General features: G+C 36.5%; 15 protein-coding genes. 5 read left to right on the forward strand and 10 right to left on the reverse strand.

The genetic code is table 11. The annotated features are described in order from the left end of the window. Positions 1 to 6 precede the first annotated feature (6 nt). The 10 genes from IPI15_RS17975 to IPI15_RS18020 form a co-directional block, all read right to left on the reverse strand. Positions 7 to 699 (reverse strand): hypothetical protein, encoded by a 693-nt coding sequence (locus IPI15_RS17975; RefSeq protein WP_287405196.1) that lies wholly within the window; start codon positions 697 to 699, stop codon positions 7 to 9. A gap of 11 nt (positions 700 to 710) precedes the next feature. Further along, positions 711 to 1,652 (reverse strand): zinc metalloprotease, encoded by a 942-nt coding sequence (locus IPI15_RS17980; protein WP_287405197.1) that lies wholly within the window; start codon positions 1,650 to 1,652, stop codon positions 711 to 713. Positions 1,653 to 1,759: 107 nt separating this feature from the next. Then, positions 1,760 to 2,914 carry a hypothetical protein gene (locus tag IPI15_RS17985; RefSeq protein WP_287405198.1) on the reverse strand — a complete coding sequence of 385 codons (1,155 nt, stop codon included), beginning with the start codon at positions 2,912 to 2,914 and terminating at the stop codon, positions 1,760 to 1,762. 12 nt (positions 2,915 to 2,926) lie between these two features. Continuing rightward, a complete protein-coding gene (locus IPI15_RS17990; protein ID WP_287405199.1) occupies positions 2,927 to 4,180 on the reverse strand; it encodes a hypothetical protein in 1,254 nt (417 codons plus the stop codon). 6 nt (positions 4,181 to 4,186) lie between these two features. Then, positions 4,187 to 5,188: a hypothetical protein gene (locus tag IPI15_RS17995; RefSeq protein ID WP_287405200.1), complete on the reverse strand. Its 1,002-nt coding sequence runs from the start codon at positions 5,186 to 5,188 to the stop codon at positions 4,187 to 4,189. Between the two features lie 364 nt (positions 5,189 to 5,552). Further along, entirely contained in the window at positions 5,553 to 6,362 is an 810-nt protein-coding gene (locus IPI15_RS18000) for a lipase family protein (protein WP_287405201.1), read from the reverse strand. A 584-nt stretch (positions 6,363 to 6,946) separates the two neighbouring features. Further along, a complete protein-coding gene (locus tag IPI15_RS18005) occupies positions 6,947 to 8,539 on the reverse strand; it encodes a DUF4435 domain-containing protein (protein WP_287405202.1) in 1,593 nt (530 codons plus the stop codon). 314 nt (positions 8,540 to 8,853) lie between these two features. After that, positions 8,854 to 9,537, reverse strand: coding sequence for a DUF8737 domain-containing protein (locus IPI15_RS18010; protein ID WP_287421648.1), 684 nt, complete (start codon positions 9,535 to 9,537; stop codon positions 8,854 to 8,856). A 575-nt stretch (positions 9,538 to 10,112) separates the two neighbouring features. Further along, positions 10,113 to 10,640 (reverse strand): hypothetical protein, encoded by a 528-nt coding sequence (locus IPI15_RS18015; protein ID WP_287421649.1) that lies wholly within the window; start codon positions 10,638 to 10,640, stop codon positions 10,113 to 10,115. Between the two features lie 361 nt (positions 10,641 to 11,001). Further along, positions 11,002 to 12,540 (reverse strand): phospholipase D family protein, encoded by a 1,539-nt coding sequence (locus tag IPI15_RS18020; RefSeq protein WP_287421650.1) that lies wholly within the window; start codon positions 12,538 to 12,540, stop codon positions 11,002 to 11,004. A gap of 856 nt (positions 12,541 to 13,396) precedes the next feature. On the opposite strand from IPI15_RS18020, the gene IPI15_RS18025 reads away from it, so the two are divergent. The 5 genes from IPI15_RS18025 (at position 13,397) to sov (IPI15_RS18045) (ending at position 24,859) form a co-directional block, all read left to right on the forward strand. Beyond that, on the forward strand, positions 13,397 to 15,931 hold the full coding sequence (locus IPI15_RS18025; RefSeq protein WP_287421651.1) for a helix-turn-helix domain-containing protein: 2,535 nt from the start codon (positions 13,397 to 13,399) through the stop codon (positions 15,929 to 15,931). 10 nt (positions 15,932 to 15,941) lie between these two features. After that, positions 15,942 to 16,496, forward strand: a complete 555-nt coding sequence (locus IPI15_RS18030; protein ID WP_353845329.1) for a DUF1572 family protein — start codon at positions 15,942 to 15,944, stop codon at positions 16,494 to 16,496. Between the two features lie 156 nt (positions 16,497 to 16,652). After that, complete coding sequence (gene ruvA / locus IPI15_RS18035; RefSeq protein WP_287405208.1) at positions 16,653 to 17,246, forward strand: Holliday junction branch migration protein RuvA; 594 nt, start codon at positions 16,653 to 16,655, stop codon at positions 17,244 to 17,246. Positions 17,247 to 17,484: 238 nt separating this feature from the next. Next, entirely contained in the window at positions 17,485 to 19,800 is a 2,316-nt protein-coding gene (gene sov / locus IPI15_RS18040; protein ID WP_287421653.1) for a T9SS outer membrane translocon Sov/SprA, read from the forward strand. A 16-nt stretch (positions 19,801 to 19,816) separates the two neighbouring features. Then, positions 19,817 to 24,859 carry a T9SS outer membrane translocon Sov/SprA gene (gene sov, locus IPI15_RS18045; RefSeq protein ID WP_287421654.1) on the forward strand — a complete coding sequence of 1,681 codons (5,043 nt, stop codon included), beginning with the start codon at positions 19,817 to 19,819 and terminating at the stop codon, positions 24,857 to 24,859. The last annotated feature ends 250 nt before the right edge of the window (positions 24,860 to 25,109 follow it).

A 25,109-nucleotide genomic window follows, 5' to 3' on the forward strand; every position in this document is an offset into this window, starting at 1 on the left:
TGTATCCTAAAGCTCTGTATTTTGACGTTTTGGTAAAGCATACTGATCGAGCAGTAGTTTTATTTCTGCTGAAGGTGCATTCTCTTTCAAGTTTTCACTATTCCAAAAAAGATTATACTGTCCTTCCTTAAGCTGAGCCGATACCTTTTCAAAAACCCTAATCTCGTGCAAGTACTGCAACCCATTTTTACTGTAGAAATTTTTTACATAGTTCGCTAACTTTACAGCAATTCCATTTTCACCCTCACGGTCGCCACCAAACGAAATACCGGTGCCATGTAAATCTTTCCAACCAGGAATTGTAAGCTTTGGTCCCGGCAACTCATTTCGCACTTGAATATCAGACGCTGCAAAGGAACCTGTTTGCCCTGCCGGAATATGCCTGCGGCTGCGTTCTTCCCACGGCACATAACGTAGATACTTAGCAGCATCTTCTTTTGACAAATATTTTTGGTTAGATAACAGGAGTACACAAATACATTTACAGGCATCGCCATCTAGCATGGGACTTGATGAAGAACTTGAGTTGGGGCTTATTACTGATGGGAATCCTAAGGCTGGCCATAATATTCTTGCTTGGATTTTCAGATTACTTATTTCCGATTCTTCCCCAATCTCAAGGGACACTGGAATAGTTGTTTTGTTATCTCCTTTGGAATTGAGATGCTCGATTTCATGGTATAGATTATCTCTCTGCATAATTTACCGCTTTACACAAATGAATTATTTTCCTGATTGTTTCCAAACTCCTTGTTTCTTTCACTTACTTTTCCCCTTTTTGCTATTTGTATGTTCGTAAACCCCGGATTAAGTGTAGAAACATTCGCGGCGTTTGGAGGGCTCCCTTGAATGTCTTTTTTGAGCAGGTTTATCCTGCCTATAATCACTGTAGATACAATGTTGCTTTTAACTTTAATAGGTAACATATAGTCTTTTAAACCCCAAAACGCGCCCAATATTTTTCTTCCAAAATGTGTAAAATATCTTGTCCTGAATTCACCTGAATTAAATATTTCATCCTGATAACCTAAATTCATAATTGCTTTCTCATCTTTCAAAAGCGGAGAGCCTTTTCCTACATGGGCAGGACTGAATTTCATTTCAATCCATTTCGTATCATATTCATCCATCAGGCCCCACACATGTCCTAATTCATGTACCAAAACATTTCTTGACGAGCCTATGAAAACATTCAGATTCCTCATAACAATTTCCCGGTCTTTGCCATTAAACCAAGAAGACCACGTGCCATTGGGATGCACATCTGTTTTTTTATTGGCATATTTAGTATTCTTTACTAGGCGGAGTTTGAATCTAATTTTAATTTTAGTATTGTAATTACCATTAACATCCTTTAATTGAAGCTCTGCTGCATTGTCCCACACATCTATCGCTTGTAATAAATTATTTTCAAAAAGTCTTTTTTCTGCATTACTAAAGTTTTTTCGATATGAAAAATATGTACTAAAGGTTACCGTCGCCTCGTTCAATCCACCATCATAGGAGAAATCGAAATTACCACCATAGTAAGGAGCATTTAAATCAGTGTTATAAACATTGATGTTTGATGGTTGTATTTCATAAGAAACTATTCCATTTTCCTTTTTTGAAAAAAGATTTTCAATCTCTTTGTTCAGAATATCTCTTTGCACATTTTACCGATTTATAAAATAAATTAATTAAATATATTATTAATCAAACTTTGAGGAGGTTAAATTCTCTGCCTAAAAAATTTCTTTCCTTTAGACTGATTTTTTAATCAATCTTTAATAGAACCCACCGCTTTCTTATACCCTTCCACCCATGGCTCTATATTATTAATCCATAAATTTAGCGGATCATCAATAATACTACTTGGATTAAATAATGAAGTGTCCACCAATTCAAAATCTGTTAATAGGCGGTAACCGTATGAAGCACAATTATCATATATTATAAACCGATTGTTGTCTGTATTTACGGCAGGCTTACCCATTACAAGTATATCATACGCTGCTGGGATAAAATCTTGAGGTTTGTCAAATTGTGGAGAGATGCCTATTTCGCCTTTTAGCAAACGTATTAAGCATATAGTTGCATATACTGTTGCAATGCCTAGGAAAGTGTTTATGGTATTTCGTCCGTAATAAAAAGGTTGAAATTGACTCTTAAGATTTTCAAGAGAATCTTTAATTGTGGTTAAAGTAGCCACGGAAGACCTTGTTGGGTGAGGGTTGGATGCTAAATTTATCGCATTATCTAATCTCCTGTAAGCATAATGCTCCAAAGCCTGTTTTAAAATCCCATCAAAAGTTTTCATGAAACTTTCATTTCGTGTGGTAGCCATGCCATAATTATTATCAATAGATAGCCCCAGCGACTTTTCATAAAGCGTAACCCTGTCCCTTAAATTAGAGGAAATTCCCATTCGATACATGGTAGATACATGCTCTAATAGGACTGCATAGTCTTTTTTTATTTTAATAGTATATTTTCCTTTGTAGTTGTAATCATCTAGTAATGCACCCAAAATTTTAAATATGCCCATTTTTTCATAATAGTATAACCAGATGACTGAACCCATGCCTAGTTGGTTTGTAAGCTGCAGTTTAGTACTAATTATTTTGTTATCAAATGGTCTTATTCGGTTATAATTTAATTGTGGGTAACATGGGCTATTATTTAAATTATTTTCTTCCTTCAATTCTTGACAATAAGTGTTATTATTCATCTCTTTATCATCATTTGAATATCCATTAAATGCCAAACATAAATTAGGGTTGTAAAATTTAAAATTTGAATCCTTAAATTGATCTTTATCTTTTGAGTGAACAATACCCAACATATAATTGTAATAATCTATAAGGAAAAAGGGCATATCAGACCATTTGAATTGAGAAGTCTCATGGATTTTAAATAATGAATCAGTTGGCATATATCTTAATTTTTAATTGTGATTATAATTATTTTGTGTACTTAGGTTAATTAGCCATGAATTTAAAATTGCATTTAGTTTAGCAATCGGCATATTATTTTTGTCTCTTATAAGTCTAAATGCAGACAGTTGAACTCCAATTGATTGATTTAAAAGATGATCTTTGTTTTTGCATTTTAATAAATTACCTGGGCTAATACTTTCCATATCAAAAAAGGTGGCAATAGTTTTATTGCTTAATTTTTTAAACCGGGTAGTTATAGTTGCCCTTGCAATATTTGGTAATATTTTTTTTGCTTGTAGAATAATTTCTTTAGTTGCTTTATCTAAATATTCAACAGGATAAAAAGTCTCCCATTCTTCAGCCCACTCGTCCCAATCACCTCGACCCCATAAGAAACGACACCATTCTACAGAAATTAGAAATCTCAAATAAGGAGGAGGGTGTTGTTGATAAGGTGAAATACTCAATGCCATTGCTTGGGGAACTAATAATACATCTCTGATAGAGGATGTTTGCCCCATACCGGTATGCCCAAAAGCCCAAAAATCCGGAATGATTTCTTTTGACCAGTTAGCAAGCATGTTTTGAAGTAATTGATTTGCTCCAGCATTTTTTGCAGACAATGAAAAGACTTGCCGAAACGGTTCAACGAGATCGAGTTTATATAATGCCTGGTGACCCACCTCATGATAAATTGAAATTAAATTGTATTTTTCTGCCAGCCTGGAATATGGAATAGCGATAAAGGCGACAGGATTTACAGTTTTTGCAAGTGTTACACCTTCACGTAAAATACTTGCTCCAAAACCTCTATCACAATAAACAATTGGATTTTTTGTAACAGATGTAAGATATTCATGTTTTAATCCATCTGCTGCAATTTCATCGCAACCTCTAAGCAAAGGACCTAAAACAGGACTTAATCTTTGTGTAAGAATATCCATGTAGGTATCATAGAAGTTATATGCCTGTGATAGTTGTAATTCAATTTCACCCAGTACATTTATTAACTTACTTTTTTGCCTTTCATCGTCTGCATAAATCAAATAACTATCTGTACAGGTGTCTAATTGACGAGAAATTTTATTTGCAACAGTATTTAATTGATTATTAATAGGAAACCATTGGGCAGGCTTTATATTTAAATAAACTTTTGTAGATACAACTTTATTCAACCCTGTTAACAACTCAGTCCTAGCTTTCAAAGATTCTATCTTAGAAAGTAAAAAAGAGTTAGGCTTATATAAAGCAGCATCAAGCATTACTTTTTATTTTAATTCCCAAATGATAATCCTGTTATTTTTGACAACTACGATAGAAGAAGGCTTTATAGGGATCACTTTTTGTCTTCTATTGATAGAAATTTTTAATGGGAAAATTGCAACTCTGGAATTAGGTTGAAGATTAATTATTCTTTTTGTCCTATTTGAGTATTGTGTACTTTTTCTATTGTCAATTACTGTGCGATTTCTACTTCTATTTAGGCGCTGATTATTAAGAGCACTCCTTAAGGCAATATTAGATGCCTTTTTTACCTCCAATTCATTTTGAGCTTCAGGAATTGTACTTGCTAAATTCTGATATGCATCTTTACCAACCTGAACTACATCTTCAATTCTTTGTTTAGCGGCATCAGCCTTATTCAGGACATCACCGGCTATTCCCATTGCTTTGCTTACTATTGGTCCTGCGCCAGGAATAAATCCGGCAGCTGTCTGAAGTAACTTATTTTTTAATAAGTTTCTTATATTAATTCTACCTAAGGACGATACGGCCTTTAATGCACCATAACCAGGAATAGCAAATTTGCCATACTTTTTTGCTTTTCTTTTAAGCCACCTTTTAGCAGATCCAAAAAAATAGTCCTGCTCCATCTCATGCAGGATGTTATCTATCTCTAATTCTGTTTGGAGTTCATTATCTGCATTCGATCTGATTGCTCTATATAAACGATTTTCGAACTCCCTATCCCTGTCATAATTACCATCACGACTCATGGAAGCATAATCAGTTTCAAATTCATCATCAGTTTCAAATTCATCATCACTTTCCAACTCATCATCATTTTCGAATTCATCATCATTTTCCAACTCATCATCGCTTTCGAGTTCACCATCATTTTCAAATTCATCGTCATTTTCGAATTCATCATCATTTTCAAATTCATCATCAACTTCATAACTATATTCATTATTTAATCTAGATGAATCATTTGCTTCATCATCCATTTCAAACTCCTGTTCAAATTCTGATAAATATTTATTAGACATAATGTTGAATTTTTAGTTGTTAATTAGACATATTGTATAATTCAATGCAAATGGTTTTAGAAAACACAAGCAAGATAATAATATTTAACAATATTTTTTTATTAATTTTTTGATTGGGCTTAACGATCTGTATTTATAAGGGCGACTTCAAAGGTTAGTGGTGATGAACACGATTTTCATTTTCAGAAATACAGTAATTGCAAATCACTTGAAGTCGCAGCTTCTATCTCAATGCTTGAATACTATAAACAAATTCGGTTGAGTTAAAGATGGCCCTGCACGTAGTCCGTACGCAGGGTGGTGTGAGCCGCGCAGACATCGCAGTAATCTGGTGAGGTCGTCTAATCGATTGGGTGCTGTGCTTTTAATTCAAGCCCTTTAACGTTTCAATATATTTTTCCATAGAATGTTCTTTAAAAAAATTGCTAATTGGTAATTTTAACGAATACAATAGTCTAAATAACCAACTCTCATTTTCGATTACTTGTGTTTTATTGTACCAAATTGACTCACCTATATGTCTAAAGAAAAACGGAGGTGTAAAAGGTACAATGTCAGAACCGTTGATAACTCTTAATGTCCTCGAATTTAAGTCGCCATAATAACGCTTAAATTCATCAAATCCAACAGCGGGAGAGCCAAATAAAATAATGTGTTCAATACTTTTATCAGTTATATTCTTATATTTAAAACGGAGTTTAACTGCAAATAAAGTTGCAATTGCCGCTCCTAACGAATGTCCTGTAATAATAATTTTTCTATCTCCATTTAATAAATCATTACTTTCAAGATGATTGTAAATAGCATCAATACTTTTCAGTCCAGTTGTTTTGTCTGTATAATAAAGAGCTTTTTGAAAACCAAAATGTACTTTTATTGATTGTGGTTCTGTACCACAATTCTTAAGTCGCGTTGGAAATAGTTTGAGATTAGAAATTTGCCAGTCCAAATTCTCACGAGTACCCCGAAATGCAATTATGACATATTCTTCATTCCAAAATAATCTACAAAAACCTCTATGTAATGAACCATGAATTATTCTTTGATGGTTTAGCTTTTTATCTTTAATTGTTAGTATTTTATGGTTTATAGGACTTCCATAAACTGACTTACAAATTTTTGCTAATTCAATTAATAGTTTATTTGAAGGATATATTACTGATTTATCTTTCATAGCAATAGTTTGGCATTTTTAACATAGCACCCAACTGGTTTATATCCCTCACTTCATAACACATATATCGCCAATATAGATAAATGCGCAATTACCACAAGTTAAATTCCTCTAAAGATATTCATTTTTCACAAGTATTTATTCCATATTCTTCCTCCAGAATTATTTGCCATAACGCTCATATGCATGCACTGTGAATGGAATCTGACCTCCGATCATTTTCATCGCTTGCTTAGGTTTCTTTTCTATGCAGAAAAGCAACGCTGCTTAGATCGTTGGCTTTTCTATTTTTACAAATGGAAGGATGTCGACCAAAAGCCATAAAGTCTTCATTTAAACAATGAACAGCAATTTCTTATGGGTGCTGTGTGTGCCACGAATTGCAAACTCCACTGTATAAGTAGCTAAAAGCAGAGAGAGAAAGGATGTTTAAGAGACATTTATTAACATGGAATAGTAAGTATCCTTTTTGTGGGTAATGAACCGCCCTATATGTGATTCGCACGCACGATGGTGTGAGAGGCGCAACACATCAGAGTAATCTGGTGAGGCCGTCTACTCGAATGAGTAGTGCTTTTATTATTTCATATTTCAGGTAAGAACTGTTTTAGTGCAGCAATAAGCTCCGCCTGTCTGCTCCCTTTTAATAAACGAACTAATAGTTTTCCATACTCTCCTTTTGCTAAGCCGAAAGTTCCAGAAAGTCTATTTGGAAGGGATTTTCTATTATATATCAGGAGTAATTTCTCTAAATTCCTTTCATCAATGGCATTTTGAAAAGCAACTCTTGATTCCTCGTATGTTGCTGAAACATCAATTCTTTCCAATGTAGTTTTAAGACCATCTGTTAAGCCTTGTTCTGAATTAGATTCCTTTGAAAATGCTCCGAGCTGATATTCAATTATTTTTTCAGCTTTTGACGAAATTTGAACACTAAATTCAGCAACCAAAGAAGCAATTAAAAAGTCTATCACTTCATTTACTTTGTCATTAGCATCCATTTCTAAATGTTCAGAAATTATTCGCAATACAGGCTCTATGCAAAATAAATTTTCAATTTCAGCAACAGATATAGTATGAATATTATGACCTAATAATGCTGCTATTTCTGCTGGTTCTTTATAGTCACTATCAATAATCCCATGAGCAGTAAGATGATGTAGAGCAGTATTAGCTCTGAATGCTTTTGTAGCTTCAACAACTTTGTCGCCTCCCCCTCTTGGTATTATATGGTGATTAGGATATATTAATTGATATATTGCAGAATCTAGTTTTCCGCTTTCACCTTCACAAAAAATCACATCTTTTCTATTTCCAATTATTTCAAGCATTAAACCTTCAGGTAAATTCTCGTCAACAGGTGTATCTTCCCAAAACCATTGATTATTGCCATTATATTCTTGAATCCATATTTTCTTGGCATCAGTTCTTGATGAAGCAAAATCTAAATCATGAGTGATATATATCAAAAGTTTGTTTTGAATATGCGATTCAATCTGATTCCATAGTTTATCAACTAACGATTTGTGTATATGAATTTCAGGTTCATCTATAATAATTATAGAATTTTCAGGGATGCATAAACATTGACCGATTAAATACAAAATAACCCTTTCTCCATCACTCATTTCTTGACCATGATACTCATCTTGCCCTGTCTTATGAGCCATGACCTTTCCATCGGCAAATGAGACTCCTCTATGTGGCATTATTGTGTTCCATAGAGAAATAATTTTGTCTATAGGTGCATCTGGTACTTCTGAATAACTTTCTCTTTCTTTCGCAGCAAGCGTATAATCCCTGTCTCTTTCAGCTGATTTAGCAAAAAGCAATGAAAGAAGCCTTGAATAGTCATCTAGCAAGAAGGTAGCAGGTTTTCTGCCCCATCTTGTATTCATTTTATTATCAATATTAGCATGCTCGTCAGACCTTCCAAATAGAAGTTCGTTTTCTGCTTGTTCAATGTTTTTAATTTCAGCATAGTCAGGAATATTTAAGGCCTTTTGGGCACTTATTCGATGAACTGTGATAGAATTTTGGGTCAATTCCTCAATTCTAACACCTAATCGTGTTTTACCTGAACCATTTGCTCCAATGAGCACAATATTATTTTCAGTTGTAATTGTTTCATTCCCAGTAATTCCATTTCTATCTGGAAAAATTATATCGTAACTCATAGTTTATTCTTAAACCTACCCAACTTATTTATATCCCTCACAGAGTTTCGCATATCCACCCAATTTGGGTAACTCTACATAAATGTGATTCCAATTTCTCCAAAGATATTGATTTAAAGCAGAACATCTTCCTTATTTTCTAAAATCCAGATCAATCAATTCCCAATAACCGGATCATCCTATCTTTAAAGATAAATCCACAGTACACACATAAAACACGAAAGCTGAAGTTCGCACCTCAGCCCTGTTCTTCCAATACCTTGTTGGCGAATGCCACACTTGTTTTACACTTTTTTACTTCCAAATATTTATTGTCAATTCATTGGTTTGTATTTTATCAATTGCCTGATGCTCGCCAACATAGCCAATAACACCAGGGGTACCAGAAAAGTGGGCAATAACATAAAAGGAAAAAATCCGAGAGCGATATTCGGTTGCTCAAAACCAAATAACTCAAACCGCTCCGGTAAGGATAACAGCGCATTTGAAACGACGTTTATCAATAATATCAGGCAAATTAAATTCCAAATAATTATGAATTTATTTCCTAATTTCTTTTTGACAAAAGAAAAATAATAAATGAAAGGCGCCGTAATTCCGGAAAGTATATCAAAATTTCTGCCCTCAAAGGTCATCGCCTGAGGAATGGAGTGATGCAGAAACAACCAGAATAATACCATTTCTACTGGAATTCTGATTGTGTGAATCAGTGTAAGCGTTGGCAAATTCAAGTCATCAATAATTTGCCTTCCCTTCTTAAAGAAGAACAGCGACAATATATAAAGCAGCGCCGGCAGAAATAACAAGGTAAATCTTGTCGTCATGGTGGCAGTATCATTGTAAAACCCCGAAATGGCTAGCGCTGACTGAAGTCCTATCCAAGAAAGCGAACCAATAATAAATGGCTTCGAATAATTGGTGGCTCTGAAGAAAAGCAAGATAGCAGCGAGTACAGTAACACCAAATGTGATGTAAACGTAGATTGGTAAATTTTGCATTTTTAATTAGTTTTAAGTACTCAAGTTTCGGCAGTTAACAAACAAAGGTAGATGGTCCCGCAGCTGCGCGATTAGATGTTGGTTCCACTGTAATGCTTTGCTTCCAAAATTAAAAAGGTAACAATAAGAGTGAAGAGTAAGCGGTGAAAACATATCCCCCTTGTTTGAGGGGGCCAAGGGGGAGCTATTACTAATTATTTTAATTACCAGATTTACAGCACATTAAATTTAGTTATATAGGGGAAGATTCCTCGCGTAGCTCGGAATGACGATCAGTGTCTGGGGTTTAAGGGGGAAGTTAGGCGGTGGCTGTGCCACCGCTTAACTTCCCAAAAAATAGATTATGATGTCATTCCGAGTGAAACGAGGAATCTAATACAAATCGAGGATGACAATAGAAAGTGGAATGAGGAAACTAGATTTATGGAGTTCGTATTAAGGCTGCTCCAAGGTGCAGCGCACCGAGATATTTTGAATGAACATATGGCCTTAACTTAATGATATTGGGGTGGTGTGAACCGCACATACATCGTAGTAATCTGGTGAGGCCGTCTACTCGATAAGTGTCTGGTTATTTATTCAATATTTATTTTTCCGGTATGCAAATCATCAATAAATTTTTCTGGATTTTCAATAAATTTAAAAGAATTTGACATTTTTATAAAAGTTTTTAATTCATCAAAATTTGGGTTTATTAAGTTTCCTTTTCTGTCCATAAGCATCATTTTATAATTTTTAGCCAATTCCAACATTCCATATAAAAATTTTAAATTAGGTTCTCTTAAATCAGCTCTGAATGAAAGTTCAATTATCTTTTCAGTTTCAGGTTTTATTAACATCGAAGCATCATTATCTATTTCGTCTTTATAAGTTTTCCAATTAAAACTGTCATTTTTATTTCCCCAATTTGCTTTTTCAACAATTTTGTCAATTTCCAATTTAATCTCGTGAAAAGTTACTTGAGCTAATTCCCAATATTCCTCTGTATTTGCTTCAAAATATTCAGTTTCTTTACTTATTTCAATCTGATTTGGAATTACTTCGTGTTTTTTAAGTATTCCAATTTTAGGAATAAATGCTAAATAATATTGATAAATTGCCATTAAAATATTGATAAAATTTTGTTGTTTAATTCTGTCTTTTCTCGATTCTACGTTTTACTTACCACTAACTAGTTTATATGTCTAATTTTATGAACCAATCCACCCAAATCCGCTCGCTATGTCTCACTTTTGTCGCTTCTATTTTGGCTAAGTTATTCATTATTCATGTAGTGAATTTTATTTAATTTTTTAAATGCGAAGTAACTGCACTTATCAATTATCACTCATTACCTATTACCTATTACCTATTACCTATTACCCATTACCCATTACCCATTACCTATTACCCATTACCCATTACCCATTACTCATTACCCATTACTCACCATTTATAATTTATCATTCACCATTTATAATTTTTTCACAGTATTCCCTTCGGCAGCACTTTCCTCGTCCAGGTTTTCAACCTTTTCTTTCTCGAAACTTTTGAATCAGGGTTGAAATCCTTAGTTATCTCCCAACTATTGCCGGGTTTGTATTCCTCTTCCATTCCTTTTAATACTCCCTGTGCAATTAGATCTGAGTGCACTATAGCCACACATTCTGTGTTGAGATTGGCACTACGCGGGTCAAGATTGAAGGTGCCTATGACAGCGATTTTGCCATCTACGACCATAGATTTGGCATGATGACCAAATATAGGTTTGTAATCGATTGTCTTTTGTAATTCACCGGTCATGATGGACATACGTTCTTCAGCATCCGGACGGAATTCAAAGATTCTGACACCGGTCGCCAACAACTCCTTGCGGTCCGATTGATAGGCGCTAAAGGCTTCGACATTGTCAGTGGAAGATAGACTATTTGTAAGTATTCTAATCTTTACACCACGATTTACAGCATCTCTGAAAAGCCCGCGGCTGAGCTCAGTTGTTATTAAATATGGCGTCTGTAGATCTAAACTTGTATTTGCATTTTTAATCAGTTTGATCAGTGCATCCGTGCAAACTCCACCACCTCCAAGGCCTTTGCTGCCGTCGTTTTTGCCGGGTATATCTGAGACAAATTCGACATTATCTAACCAAATGAAATGATTTGACTTTTTGATTTCTTCAATGATGTCTCTAAAATTTTCGATTTCGTTTCTGACTTGTGGCCAGAAATTATCCGGATTGCAGGCATATTCATGAAGTTTGTCGAAACGTTTCGCTTCAGTTGGCACAATCTTGTCCTTTCCTATAAGATCGACGGCAGGAATGCTCAGATCGCTGTTCCAAAATTCTTCAAAGGATTTATTTACCTCTCCGGAAACCTTTCCCATCAGTAGGACATCTCTGTCCCGGAAATTGTATTCATGATCGTAATCAAAATATTCATCTGCTATATTTCTGCCTCCGGTGATGACGACTTGCTTATCGACGATAAAGGTCTTGTTGTGCATACGTTGATTGGCAGAGCGAAAATCGGTGGCAAATTTGTGGAGTTTATTGAAAATATTCTTCCCAAGATTGACACCGGGATTGTATATTTTGACCTCTATATTTGGATGGCTGTCAAAGATGAGAATATCCTCCAATGCTGCATCCACCATAATATCATCTACAAGGATTCTGACTTTTACACCACGATCTGCCGCTCTCACCAAATAATCACATGCAATGAGGCCGACGTTGTCTGTTGAAAATATAAAGTATTGAATATCTATGGTCTTTTCTGCATACTCAGAAAGCCATGCCCGGGTTATCAACGACCTGCCGCCATCTTCCAAAACATATACGCCTGTTTGGGTCTTCATTTTTTCCTGGTAATCGGATAATTCCTGAGTCAAACTAATTGAATCATTTCTGTGGATTTTGGAACAGAAATCAGTTGCTTCAGTCATCGGAGGAGGTGTTTTGGTACAGGAAAATAATACCAGAGTCAGTAAAAATAAATAAGTCGGAAGTAGGAGGATGCGCATGTACAAATATAAGGAGTTGTTAGATTGTTGAGTGTATATTTATTGTAGTCGAAAAGTGTATTTCAAAAATCTTCCATTTATTCAAGATAACCGATAATAAACGCTTACAAACGACTATAAACGTTTGTAAATTGAAACTTCTTTGTTTTTCGAATTATCTTTGTTAGGTCAATTTGAGTGTATAAATTACTTGAATTTATTTAGTTAATAAAAGATTGTAGATGGTTGATACAAAATAATTGCTTTATTAATTAAATGAAGATGGATGGCTGGCTGGTTGGGATTGGGCGTTAAAATTTTTACTTCCCCTGTTGTAGAGGTAGGGTTTATACATAAGTATTTTTTCAATAAAGGCTCTTCTATGAATAGCAAGATAATTTATTGATTTTAAGTTTATTATAAGCAAAATGAATTTTGCAGACACACGAACTTAGGTTAACCTAAGCTCAACGTTCCACAGCGAATGATGTACATTAATTTATAGTCAAAACAATGATCGTGAAGGTTCGGCGTAGGTTAACCTACGTCGGGGTGTCACCAAAGTTTCACTTTGATATAAATTAAAAAGATGTGTATGAACCCTAGCTGGCAGATGCGTGACGTAGGCAGGACGTCCAGCCTTGACTTTTTTTGCTACTTTTTGTGTCAATACAAAAGTAGAGAATATACTTGGCCAACGATGTCTATCGATATATAAAATGCTTTACATAAAAATTAAAATCTAACATTTTTCTAAAAAAATGCTTTCTATAAAATCCTATTTTAAATACAAAAACTAAAATAAATCTCTTAATAAAACAAGCACCACTGCTTAATCTTCACAAATTCAAAACCTATTCACCAAAATATTTGTCCTATGAATTCTTCAATAAGTGCTAATTTTAAACCAATGCAAACACTAGAAATCAATGAGTCTTTCGAACTCGCATGCCGTTTCATCAATGAAACAAATGAAAGTATTTTTGTCACAGGAAATGCCGGTACCGGTAAGACTTCCTTCCTAAAATACATCATCAACAACAGCCCAAAAAACATCTTGGTGGCAGCGCCGACAGGTATTGCTGCACTAAATGCAGGTGGAGTGACATTGCACAGTTTATTTCAACTGCCTTTTGCACCATTTATACCCACAGATGAATACAAAGCAGAGTTAAATCGCAACATCCGTCAGAACAAAAAAAAGCTGGATCTCCTGCGCAATATGGATGTGCTGGTCATCGATGAAATCTCGATGGTAAGATGCGATGTCCTCGATGCAATAGATACCATGCTTAGAAGCGTAAGGCGCAATCACCGTCAGGCTTTTGGTGGGGTTCAGTTGCTGTTTATTGGTGATTTAAGTCAGTTGTCTCCTGTAGCAAAGCAGGAAGAATGGCAGTTGCTTTCCAAATATTATAAGTCTCCTTATTTCTTCGAATCAAAGGTTGTGGAAGAAAACAGACCGATTTGTATTGAATTTACTAAAATATATCGTCAAAAGGAAGAAAGTTTTATTGAATTGCTTAATAAAGTACGGAACAATGCACTCACTCCTCAGGACGTCGCCCTGCTCAATAAAAACTATCAACCTGACTTTATCCCATTCAAGGACGACAAATACATCACACTTACGTCCCACAATGCTCGAGCCGATAGGGCGAATCAATCAAAGTTGGAAGAGCTCAATACAAAAGCCTATACATATACGGCGGAAATAGAGGATGACTTTCCCGAATATTTATACCCAAATGATTTCAATTTGGTCCTAAAAGTCGGCGCCCAGGTAATGTTCATAAAGAATGACAATATGGGCCGAAAATACTTTAATGGTAAGATCGGTGTGGTCCATTCTTGTACCGACGATAATGTCGTGGTCGATTGTGAAGGTGAAAAGATATATGTTGGCCGGGATTTTTGGGAAAATACCAAATACAGCATTACTGATGGGACAAGTACTGTGGAACAGAAAGTATTAGGCCGGTATTTGCAATTCCCTCTCAAACTGGCTTGGGCCATCACCATTCACAAAAGCCAGGGATTGACATTTGACAAAGTCATGATCGATGCGGCATTCTCTTTCAGCAGCGGGCAGGTATATGTGGCGCTATCCAGATGTACCAGTTTAGCGGGTATCGTATTGCTTTCAAGGATAGATTCGAATGCCATTGTTTATGATAGCAGGATTAAGGAAGGAGTCAATAAACTAACATTTCAAGGCCAAATAGATAAATATTTGCAGGACTCTAAGCAGAAATATGCATATCTTTTAATGGCTGAAATGCTTGACTGCAGTGATTTACTGAAGTTTTCGAATTTTATGCACGCCGAGATCCGAAAGGTCGTGGACAAATTTTCAAAAGAAAGTCTTCCGGAAGCAGAAGCATTAAGGACATCCTTTACGAATCAACAGATCATCGTGGACAAATTTTTACCAAGTCTTAGGAAATTGAGCGATGAAAGCGGTGGAGAAGCGGGACTTGCCGGCCTGAATCAAAGGTTAAATGATGCTTTGAAGTACTTCCTTCCACTCCATAAGCAGACACTGAGCAATATTCTGGAAAATCATATATCAACAGAGTTAAAAGATCTATCTTCGAAGGTCACTGAAAATTTAAATGAATTATACCAACTCATGAGCCTGAAAGTCTATCTCATGGAGAAGATGGTGGATAATTTTAGTATTGTCACATATTTAAATGCCAAGACCGGATACGCTCCTCCGGCAAAAAAACTTTCCGTTTACAACAACGAACAAAAAGCAGGATCCGGTAGTGATATGGCTGATCCGGGAGATCATAATCTACTATACTTAAAGTTGAAAAAGTGGCGGGATGAACTTTGTAAGTCCATAGATATTCCGATTTATCTAATCGGAAATCAGGAAGTGTTCAGGATATTATCGACATATATGCCTCAAAATGAGTCAGAGTTATTGAAAGTTAAAGGTTTTGGCAAAGCGAAGGTCAATAGGTATGGCGAGGAGATCTTAGGTATCATTAAAGATTATTGTGATGAATTTGATATAGTCCCGGACAGGAGGGACGAAGTTTTAGATTCGATAGTTCCCGTCAAACGAGAGCGAAAAATTAGAGCTCCAAGTGAAAAGAAAGTCAAAGTAGATACTAGAATGATCACTTTACAAATGTTGCAAGAGGAAAAATCAATTCCACAAATAGCGGAGGAAAGAAATCTGGCTCAAAGCACTATTGAAGGCCACATCGCCCATCTTATAGGCGAGCAAAAACTATCCATATATGACTACGTGGAAGTTCCTGATATTGAAGATATTACTAAGGCAATAAAAGGTCACCTTGACTTAAGCTTGACTGAACTAAAACAAAAGTTGCCAGACAGGTTCACCTTTGGGCAACTTCGTGCAGTCAAGGGCTTTTTAGAAATAACAAAAGATTGAGATGGACAACATCAATGACAATTATCTGGGAAGTGTGATAAAGCAAATGGAATACTATAAATCTTTGGGCGAAAAGGCGATGAGTCAACTGAGCGACGAGCATTTTGTGATGAAGTTGAATGATGAAAGCAATAGTATCGGCACTATTGTTAAACACATTTGGGGCAATATGATGTCAAGATGGACTGATTTTTTGACGGCTGACGGGGAGAAGGAATGGCGGGAGAGAGAAGCAGAATTTGACAATGACCTTTCTACGTCGGCAGACATCATGCGGCATTGGGAAGAAGGGTGGAAATGTTTTTTAGATGCGCTTAATTCATTAGGAAGTCAGGATTTGGACAGGATAATCTATATTCGCAATGAGGGCCACACTGTGATGGAGGCTATCAATCGCCAACTTGCGCACTACCCTTATCACGTAGGACAAATCGTATTTTTAGCCAAACTCTTAGCCAAGGATCCCTGGCAGTCACTTTCAATACCTAGAGGTGGCACGAAGGCCTTCAATGTTGAAAAATTCAATCAGGAAAAAAGAAGGAAACATTTTACGGACGAAAATTGAAGCAGAATGTAGGTTTTGCCAACTTTAATTTCCTATTAGTCATAATTTGCAATTTTCATGTTCTCTATAGGTGTGTATTAAATTACTAGGGCTTAAAAGCTAGCTTGGTATTATATTTTGTGTACCTTTGCCGCGCAAAAAACACAGATTTGCCTCATGATTTCATACATTGATGGGAAAATTACTTTGATGACACCAACCTATGTCCTTTTGGAGACATCAGGTATCGGTTACCATGTAAATATTAGCCTCAATACTTACTCTCAATTGGAGGGTAAGGAGCGGGTTAAGTTATTGACTGTCTTACTAATCAAAGAAGACTCACATACTTTATATGGTTTTTTTACCGAAGAAGAACGATCTTTATTTCAGCATTTGATTTCTGTCAATGGTGTTGGGGCAGGCATAGCGCGATTGATTCTTTCCTCCGTAATGCCTCACGACATTCGTCAGGCTATTATTTATGATAATGAAAGAGTTTTTGGTCAGGTCAAAGGTATCGGCCCAAAGACTGCCAAACGCATCATTATTGACTTGAAGGACAAATTAGCCAAGGAGCCTGAATCTGAGCATGTCACCATGCAAGGTAATAGTACCAATATTCTTAGGGATGAATCGTCAGCTGCCTTGCAGGCTCTTGGATTTCAGAAGGCTGCCATAGAAAAGACGCTTACATCACTATTGAAAGAAGGGAAAGAATATAATTTGGAACAACTTGTCAAGGCAGCCTTAAGGGCTTTGTCGGGCTAGTTGAATATGAGAGATTAAAAGAAAAAGTGTTAATTTTTCAGAATACAAACGAAATCAAAAACTTATGCGTTTAGTGTAAGTCGAAACCTTAAAGATAAACACATAAATTTTGAATAAAGCAATTCACCACGAATAAAAACAGTAATTAGTTGAGCACAGATTATTCTTTTTAAAGAACCGCGCTAGCTCAAATATCATCTATTTTTTTGTTGCGAATAATGCAAGTTGACTTATTTATATGAATTTTAAAATCAACACATTCGGTCCTGTTTTAATCATTTGTCTCGGGATTTATGCCTTGACCGCTGGGAACCTGATTAGAAGAGGATTCTTAAATAACACTAAAGAATCTACAGATGAACACGCACAGGATACAATTCCGGTGCGCAAGTCCATCTATCCCATCGATACGACCAATCCAATCAATCTAAAATTACCTCCTGATATCGATCAGGGATTCAATTATGATCCTGAAACTGATAGTTACTTTGAATCTACAAAATTAGGTTCTGATTTTCTGGAAGCTCCTGTGGGAATGACCTTCTCAGAATTTATGGCAGCAAAAGCCAAAGAACAAGAAACGTCTTATTTTAATAAGTTGGCAGGTATATCGGATGGTAAAAATTCTGGCCAGGCAAAAGACCCTTTAGAAGGTTATAAGACCAGTACTTCCATCATCACCAGACTCTTTGGAAGTGATAATATAGATATCAAACCGGCAGGTAGTGTAGACATCAACCTGGGCTTGAGCTCCAATAATACCTTCAATCCAACAGCTACTGAGCGCCAAAGAAAATATACCAATTTTGATTTTCAACCTACCATAGACTTAAGTATTGCTGGGAAAGTAGGCGAAAAATTAAATATTAACGCCAATTACAATACTCAATCCCAATTTGATTTTGACCAGGTGATCAAGATAAATTTTGATGGAGGAAGCTTTGGAGAGGACGATATTCTTAGAAAAATTGAAGCGGGTAACGTTAGTTTGCCATTGCGTAGTTCGCTAATTCAAGGTAGTCAGTCTCTTTTCGGAATAAAAGCTGATCTCCAGTTCGGTCATTTGAAAGTAACCGGTTTGATTTCCCAGCAGAAATCAGAACGGAAAAACTTACAATTGCAAGGTGGTAGTCAGTTACAGACTTTTTCACTACCCATCGACCAATATGATGAAAATAAACACTTCCTATTGTCTCAATACAATAGAAATCAGTTTAATAATGCACTGAAAACCCTCCCTCAGATCAATTCGCTTTTCTCCATAACAGATATTGAGGTTTGGGTAACCAATGACCGTCAGGAGACTGAGGATGTAAGGGACATTGTAGCATTGGCGGATTTGGGTGAATGGAAGACATTAACCACTTATAATCCACTGATCAACGATACATTATCTGTAAATCATCCTGATTATACAGGAAGAATTGAGTTGCCGAACAACAATTCAAACAAGTTGTATAATCAACTTGCTATTCAGGATTCATTAAATAGTCGTCCGCTCAGCAGAACTATTAATACCCTGCAAGGCTCCCCATTAAACCTTGTTCAAACTAAGGATTTTGAAAAAGTAAGAGCAAGAAAGCTTCGAAGCGGAACTGATTATACCTTTCATCCTGAATTAGGCTTCGTTTCAATAAATATTGGCTTAAGGCCAGATCAAGTATTGGGTGTATCCTACAGATATAGATATAATGACAAGATCTATCAAGTAGGAGAGTTTTCTTATGAAGTTCCCGTAAATCCGGTAGAGCCGAATGTGATTTTTGTCAAATTACTAAAAGCTACATCACAGAAAACGGAAGTTCCACTTTGGAATCTGATGATGAAAAACATATATTCTGTCGGAGCATATCAAACAAATGCGCTGGACTTTAGGCTTGATGTTTTTTACGAAGATCCGGGTTATGGGCAGAAAAGATTCCTTCCAGATACAGACCTCAAAGGTCAACCTCTTTTGAGAATATTCAATCTGGACAACTTGAACACTACGGGTGATCCGCAGCCGGATGGAGTATTTGACTTTGTGGAAGGCGTCACGATCAATAGCAGAACTGGTAGGATCATGTTCCCGGTGCTGGAGCCATTTGGAAGTGATCTCGCCAAAAAAATTAATAATTCTAGCCTAGCAGAGCGCTATACTTATCCTGATCTTTATACCAGGACAATAACCAGGGCACGTGAATATCCCGAGAAAAATCGATTTACTTTAAAGGGGTCGTATAAATCTTCAGTCTCTTCTGAGATCTCATTAGGTGCATTTAATGTGCCTCAGGGTTCTGTGAAGGTGACAGCCGGAGGTACGCAACTGGTAGAAAATCAAGATTATACCATAGATTATTCTGCGGGTAAGGTCAACATCATCAATGATGCCTATCTCACTTCAGGAGTACCTGTCAATGTCTCCTTTGAGGATAATGCTTTATTCAGTTTTCAGCAAAAGTCAATGATGGGCTTGCGCGCAGACTATGCTATTAATAAGAATATCAATATTGGAGGTACCTTCATGAGACTTTCAGAAAGACCATATACTCAAAAAAGTCAATCTCGGAGATGATCCGCTTAATAATAAAGTGTACGGGGTAGATTTCAACTTTTCGAAAGATGCTGAATGGTTGACAAGACTCGTTGATAAGCTGCCCTTGATTCAGACTAAAGAAGTTTCAAAAGTCAATTTGACTTCCGAATTTGCCTTGCTACAACCGGGTCATTCGAAGTTTATCAATAACTTGGCTGACGTAGGTGGTTCTGCTTATATAGATGACTTCGAAGGAAGTACATCGAGTTTTGATCTAAGAACCCCGACCCAGGAATGGTTTATCTCAAGTGTACCTCAGAACGATAATGCCAACAATAACCCGCTTTTCAAGGAATCAATGTTGACGAACAATCTTGCCTATGGTGCCAATAGAGCGCACTTGAATTGGTTCCGTGCAGAGGTTAATGCCTTAAACCCAACTGATATCAATGACCCATACTCGAGATTTGTTGCTATTAATGAGGTATTCAAAAGAAGGAACAATGTCGTAGGTATCAACAACGGCTTATATACTTTTGACGTAGTATATGATCCGACAGAGCGAGGGCCTTATAACTTTGATATCCCGGGTGGTTATCCTGGATTTTCTGCAGGATTAAACTCTGCGGGTGGTCTCAATGAACCTACTTCTAGATGGGCAGGGATTCAGCGGGCTATTACAAACTCTGATTTTGAGGCACAAAACTATGAATTTATTGAATTCTATATGTTGAGTCCCTTCTTGGCCAGACCTAATGGTGTTCAAAACACTTCAAGCGGTAAGATATTTATCAATTTAGGGAATGTTTCTGAGGATGTATTGAGGGATTCAAGAAATTTCTTTGAAAACGGCCTGCCTGGTCCCAATGATGATAATCAAAAAATATTTAATTCAGTATGGGGTAATATTCCTGCAGTTAACCAATTTATCAATGCTTTTGACAATGACCTTACCAAGCGTCAGGCTCAGGATGTTGGACTTGATGGATTAAACAGTGAACAGGAAAGAGCGTACTATACTGATTTTATCAATGCAATTCAAAACTCGAATTTGAGTGCGGATGCAAAAGCAAAAATCCTTGCTGATCCTTCTGCCGATGACTTCCAGCATTTTAGAGAATTTGACAACAATTCTCCCATTCTTGAAAGATATAGGAAGTTCAACGGACAAGAAGGTAATTCAAAGCCTACACAAAGTAATGCAAGTGTCCAATCAGCCTCTACCAACTATCCAGATCGGGAAGATATAAACAATGACAACTCGCTGAACGAATCTGAAGCATATTATCAATACGAGATTCCAATAGAGTGGGACGGTGGTAATGGAATTAAGCTGAACCAATTCATTACAGATACGATACATGGCCGAAATGATGAGGAGGTTTGGTACAGATTTAAAGTTCCGATCAATCAGCCAACACAAACAGTAGGGGGTATTAGCGATTTTCGATCTATTCGATTCATGAGATTATTCATGAAAGATTTCGGTCAACAAACCATCATGCGATTTGCTCGAATGGATCTTGTCAGGAATCAATGGAGGAAGTACACCAGAGGTATTACGGGCGCTATAGACGGTCCTATCATTATTCAACCTCCTTTTTCAGATCTAAAATTTGATCTGAATGCAGTCAATTTTGAAGACAACTCTGCCAAAATCCCGGTATCCTATGTCCTGCCTAAAGGTTTGAGATTGGAGAGAGCTGTAGGTGCATATGCTGAGACATTTCAGAATGAACAATCACTTGCAATGAATTTCTGTAATCTACCTGAAGATTATAGAGTAGGTGTATTCAAAAATACAAACATTGACATGAGGAGATATGACCGATTGAAAATGTTTGTTCATGCGGAGACTCTTGCTGATCAGAATAACTCAATTCCTGAAGGAGATTTAAGCCTCTTCCTGAGAATCGGTAGTGACTTTACTGATAACTACTATGAATATGAGGTTCCATTAAAAATGTCAGATCTGGACAAACTTAAAGCATTGTCCAATGACATCTTTTTATACAGTGATGAAGTATGGCTGGAACAGAATGCTTTCAATTTTCCTTTGGAAGTGCTCACTAAATTGAAAGAAGAAAGGAATAAATTAAATGGTGTAGGTACTTATTACTCAAAGCCGGATCCAGAGAAACCAAATAATACCATTACTGTAAAAGGGAATCCTAACCTTGGTTACGTCAAAGGGATAATGATAGGCATCCATAATAAAGATGGCGGAATACCACGGTGTGGTGAGATCTGGGTCAATGAACTCCGGATGACAGGATTCGATGAGCGGGGTGGTGTAGCTGCTATATCCAGATTAGATTTTCAACTTGCTGACCTTGGTACACTTACGCTTTCAGGCGCATATTCTTCACTTGGATGGGGAGCGCTGGATCAAAGACTCCAGGAGAGAGCTATTGAATCCAACTATCAATATGATATCAGCACCAATCTGGAACTTGGTAAATTTATACCGGGTAAGACCGGAATTAAAATTCCTTTTTACTATCAGTATACTACCAGTGTTAAAACGCCGGAATATGATCCTTACGATCTGGATATAAAATTGAAAGATAAACTGAATACTGTAGATGCAAATGTCAAAGATAGTCTTCGCGAACAAGCGATAGAATACGAAAATATTACCAGTTATTCATTCAATAATGTACGCAAAGAGAGATTAAACAAAGCCTCAACTCCGCTTCCGTGGGACATAGAAAACTTTAGTTTTACTTATGGACATTCCAGAACTAAACGTACTGATCCCATCATAGCCAATGATCAAACAGATCAATACAAAGGTGGATTCGATTACAACTTTACAATGAAGCCTCTTTATATAGCTCCATTTGCTAAGGCAATCAAAAAGGATAAATACGTCAAGTTTATTACGGACCTTAATTTTAATTTGGTTCCCAATACATTTACCTTTAATACCCAACTCAATAGATTATACAGCACTAAATTGTACAGGTTTACGGATCCATTCCAAAGTACCTGGAGAACAAGGAACTTCTTGTGGGATAGAAATTACAGTCTTAACTGGGATCTCACCAAATCATTGAAATTTGATTTTGTCGCTCAGAATACTGCAGTAATAGATGAATTAAGTGACAGATTTGTAGATTCCGGGCTTCCTGATCCTGCTTTTAATACCAATAGCAATCGAGCGGAAATATGGAATAATGTAAAAAATCTTGGAAGGAATAAAAACTATAAGCATACATTCAACCTGAACTATAACGTGCCATTTAAAAACATTCCATTCATGGAGTGGGTTACGATGCGGGCATTGTACGGAGGTTCATATACCTGGAGTGCTGCTGCTATCAATGTGGATACTTTGGGTAATGTGATCCAGAATACTCAGATCAGACAGATCAATGCTGATCTAAGTTTTGATAGATTATATGCTAAATGGGACTATCTCAAAAAGATTGAAAAACCCGGTACTAAGACTACTCCTAAAAAAGGTGATAAAGTCACACCTCCAAAGAAACAAGGCGATAAAAATACTCCTGAAGATGGTAAAATAGGTAAAAATAAGGATGGTGATGCAAAAGTAGACTCTACTTCCACAGGGAGTCTGACGAAAGCAGAAAAAGCTAAGCTTAAGAAAGAAAAAGACAAGGCTAAACGCAAGCAGGAACGAATAGAGAGGAGGGCGAACTATCAACCGTCCCTTGCAGAACGTATACTGATAAGGCCATTGCTTAGTGTGAGAAAAGCCAGATTAACCTATACGGAAAACCTAAACTCTTCAATTCCTGGATATACACCTAAGACCACAGCTTTGGGTATGGACTCCTGGGATGCTCCCGGACTTAGTTATGTAGCTGGCTGGCAACCTGACAATGCATATTTTGAAAGGGCCATAGCACCGAATAATCAATGGATCACTAAGAATATATTCCAAAATCAATTGGTTATCCTTGGTAAGAATCAAGTCATAGAAGGAAGAGTCAATCTAGAACCTTTCAACGATTTTAAAATTGATCTAAACGCGGGTAAGACCTATCAGGAAACGCACACAGAATTGTTCAAGATCAAGGCCCCCGGAGAAGGGTTTGGTAGATATAGCGGCAGGGATGTCGGTTCTTATACCACGACTTTCTTTACATTGGGTACTTTCTTTAATGATATTGACGATGTGTTCAAGCGATTTGAATCCAATAGGGTGGTTATTTCAAATAGGTTAGGTACTAATCCGGATCCAACTACAGGATATGCTGAAGGGTTTGGAAGGATACAGCAAGAGGTGCTTGTGCCTGCATTCCTGGCTGCTTATTCAAACAAAAGTGCCGCCACGCAGAATTTAGATGCATTTAAGACTACTCCAAAGGTCAACTGGCAGGTGACATATAATGGACTGACTAAGATTGCTTTCTTTAAGAAATATTTCTCGAGTATCAATGTCTCTCATGCGTACAAATCTACGTTGACAGTCAATAGCTTTAATACTTCTCCTTATTTCGATGCGAATGACCCTACATTGGTCAATCCAATCACACAGAATTATTACAGTAGGCTGGAGATACCTGCTATTTCTATCACAGAAGGATTGTCCCCTTTGATCAGGTTTGATTTTAAAACTAAAAATGACATTACCTTTAATGTAGATTATAAAAAAATCAGAAACCTTTCTTTGTCATTCGTTGATAACCTGGTGAATGAGACTAAAACTTCTGATTTCACGATTGGAGCCGGATATGAAATGCACAACGTAAAGTTGCCTTTTATGAAAGAATTCCAAAAGAAAAAATCTAAGAAGAAAAAGGATAAGGAAAAAGATACAACCAAAACTTCCTCACAGCCAGGTGCCGGTGGCTCCAGAAAAGCACCTTCTGCCAATGACCTTATTTTTAGACTGGATGTATCTTACCGAGATGATATTTCTGTGAGTCATTTTATAGATCAGGACAGGACACTTACTTCAAGAGGTGCTACTACATTTAGAATAGCCCCGAATATTGAGTATGAATACAACAAGAATCTTACACTCAGACTGTTTTATGACTACAATCTTTCAAGTCCTAAGACATCACAACAGTTTAAGACGATATCTCAAAGAGGAGGGGTAACATTCCGATTCCTTTTGAATTAACTAAGAATATTATTGGTAAAAAAGCAGATCCATTTTCCGGATCTGCTTTTTTTATTAGCTTCCTATCGCATTACCACATAGATGTCCCACCTATTTGAATCGTTGTTTTATTCTCTTATACAGAATGTCGTTGCTATTATTGTAAATACTCCTTAATAGATTCGTTCACATCCAATAAGACAATTACCGTTCAAAAATTACAATTCTTTTCAAAATTTGACTTTGCTTGCATTAATTTTTGCCCAACTGA

Source organism: Candidatus Brachybacter algidus, from assembly GCF_016707225.1.
Classification (GTDB): Bacteria; Bacteroidota; Bacteroidia; order Chitinophagales; family Saprospiraceae; genus Parvibacillus; species Parvibacillus algidus.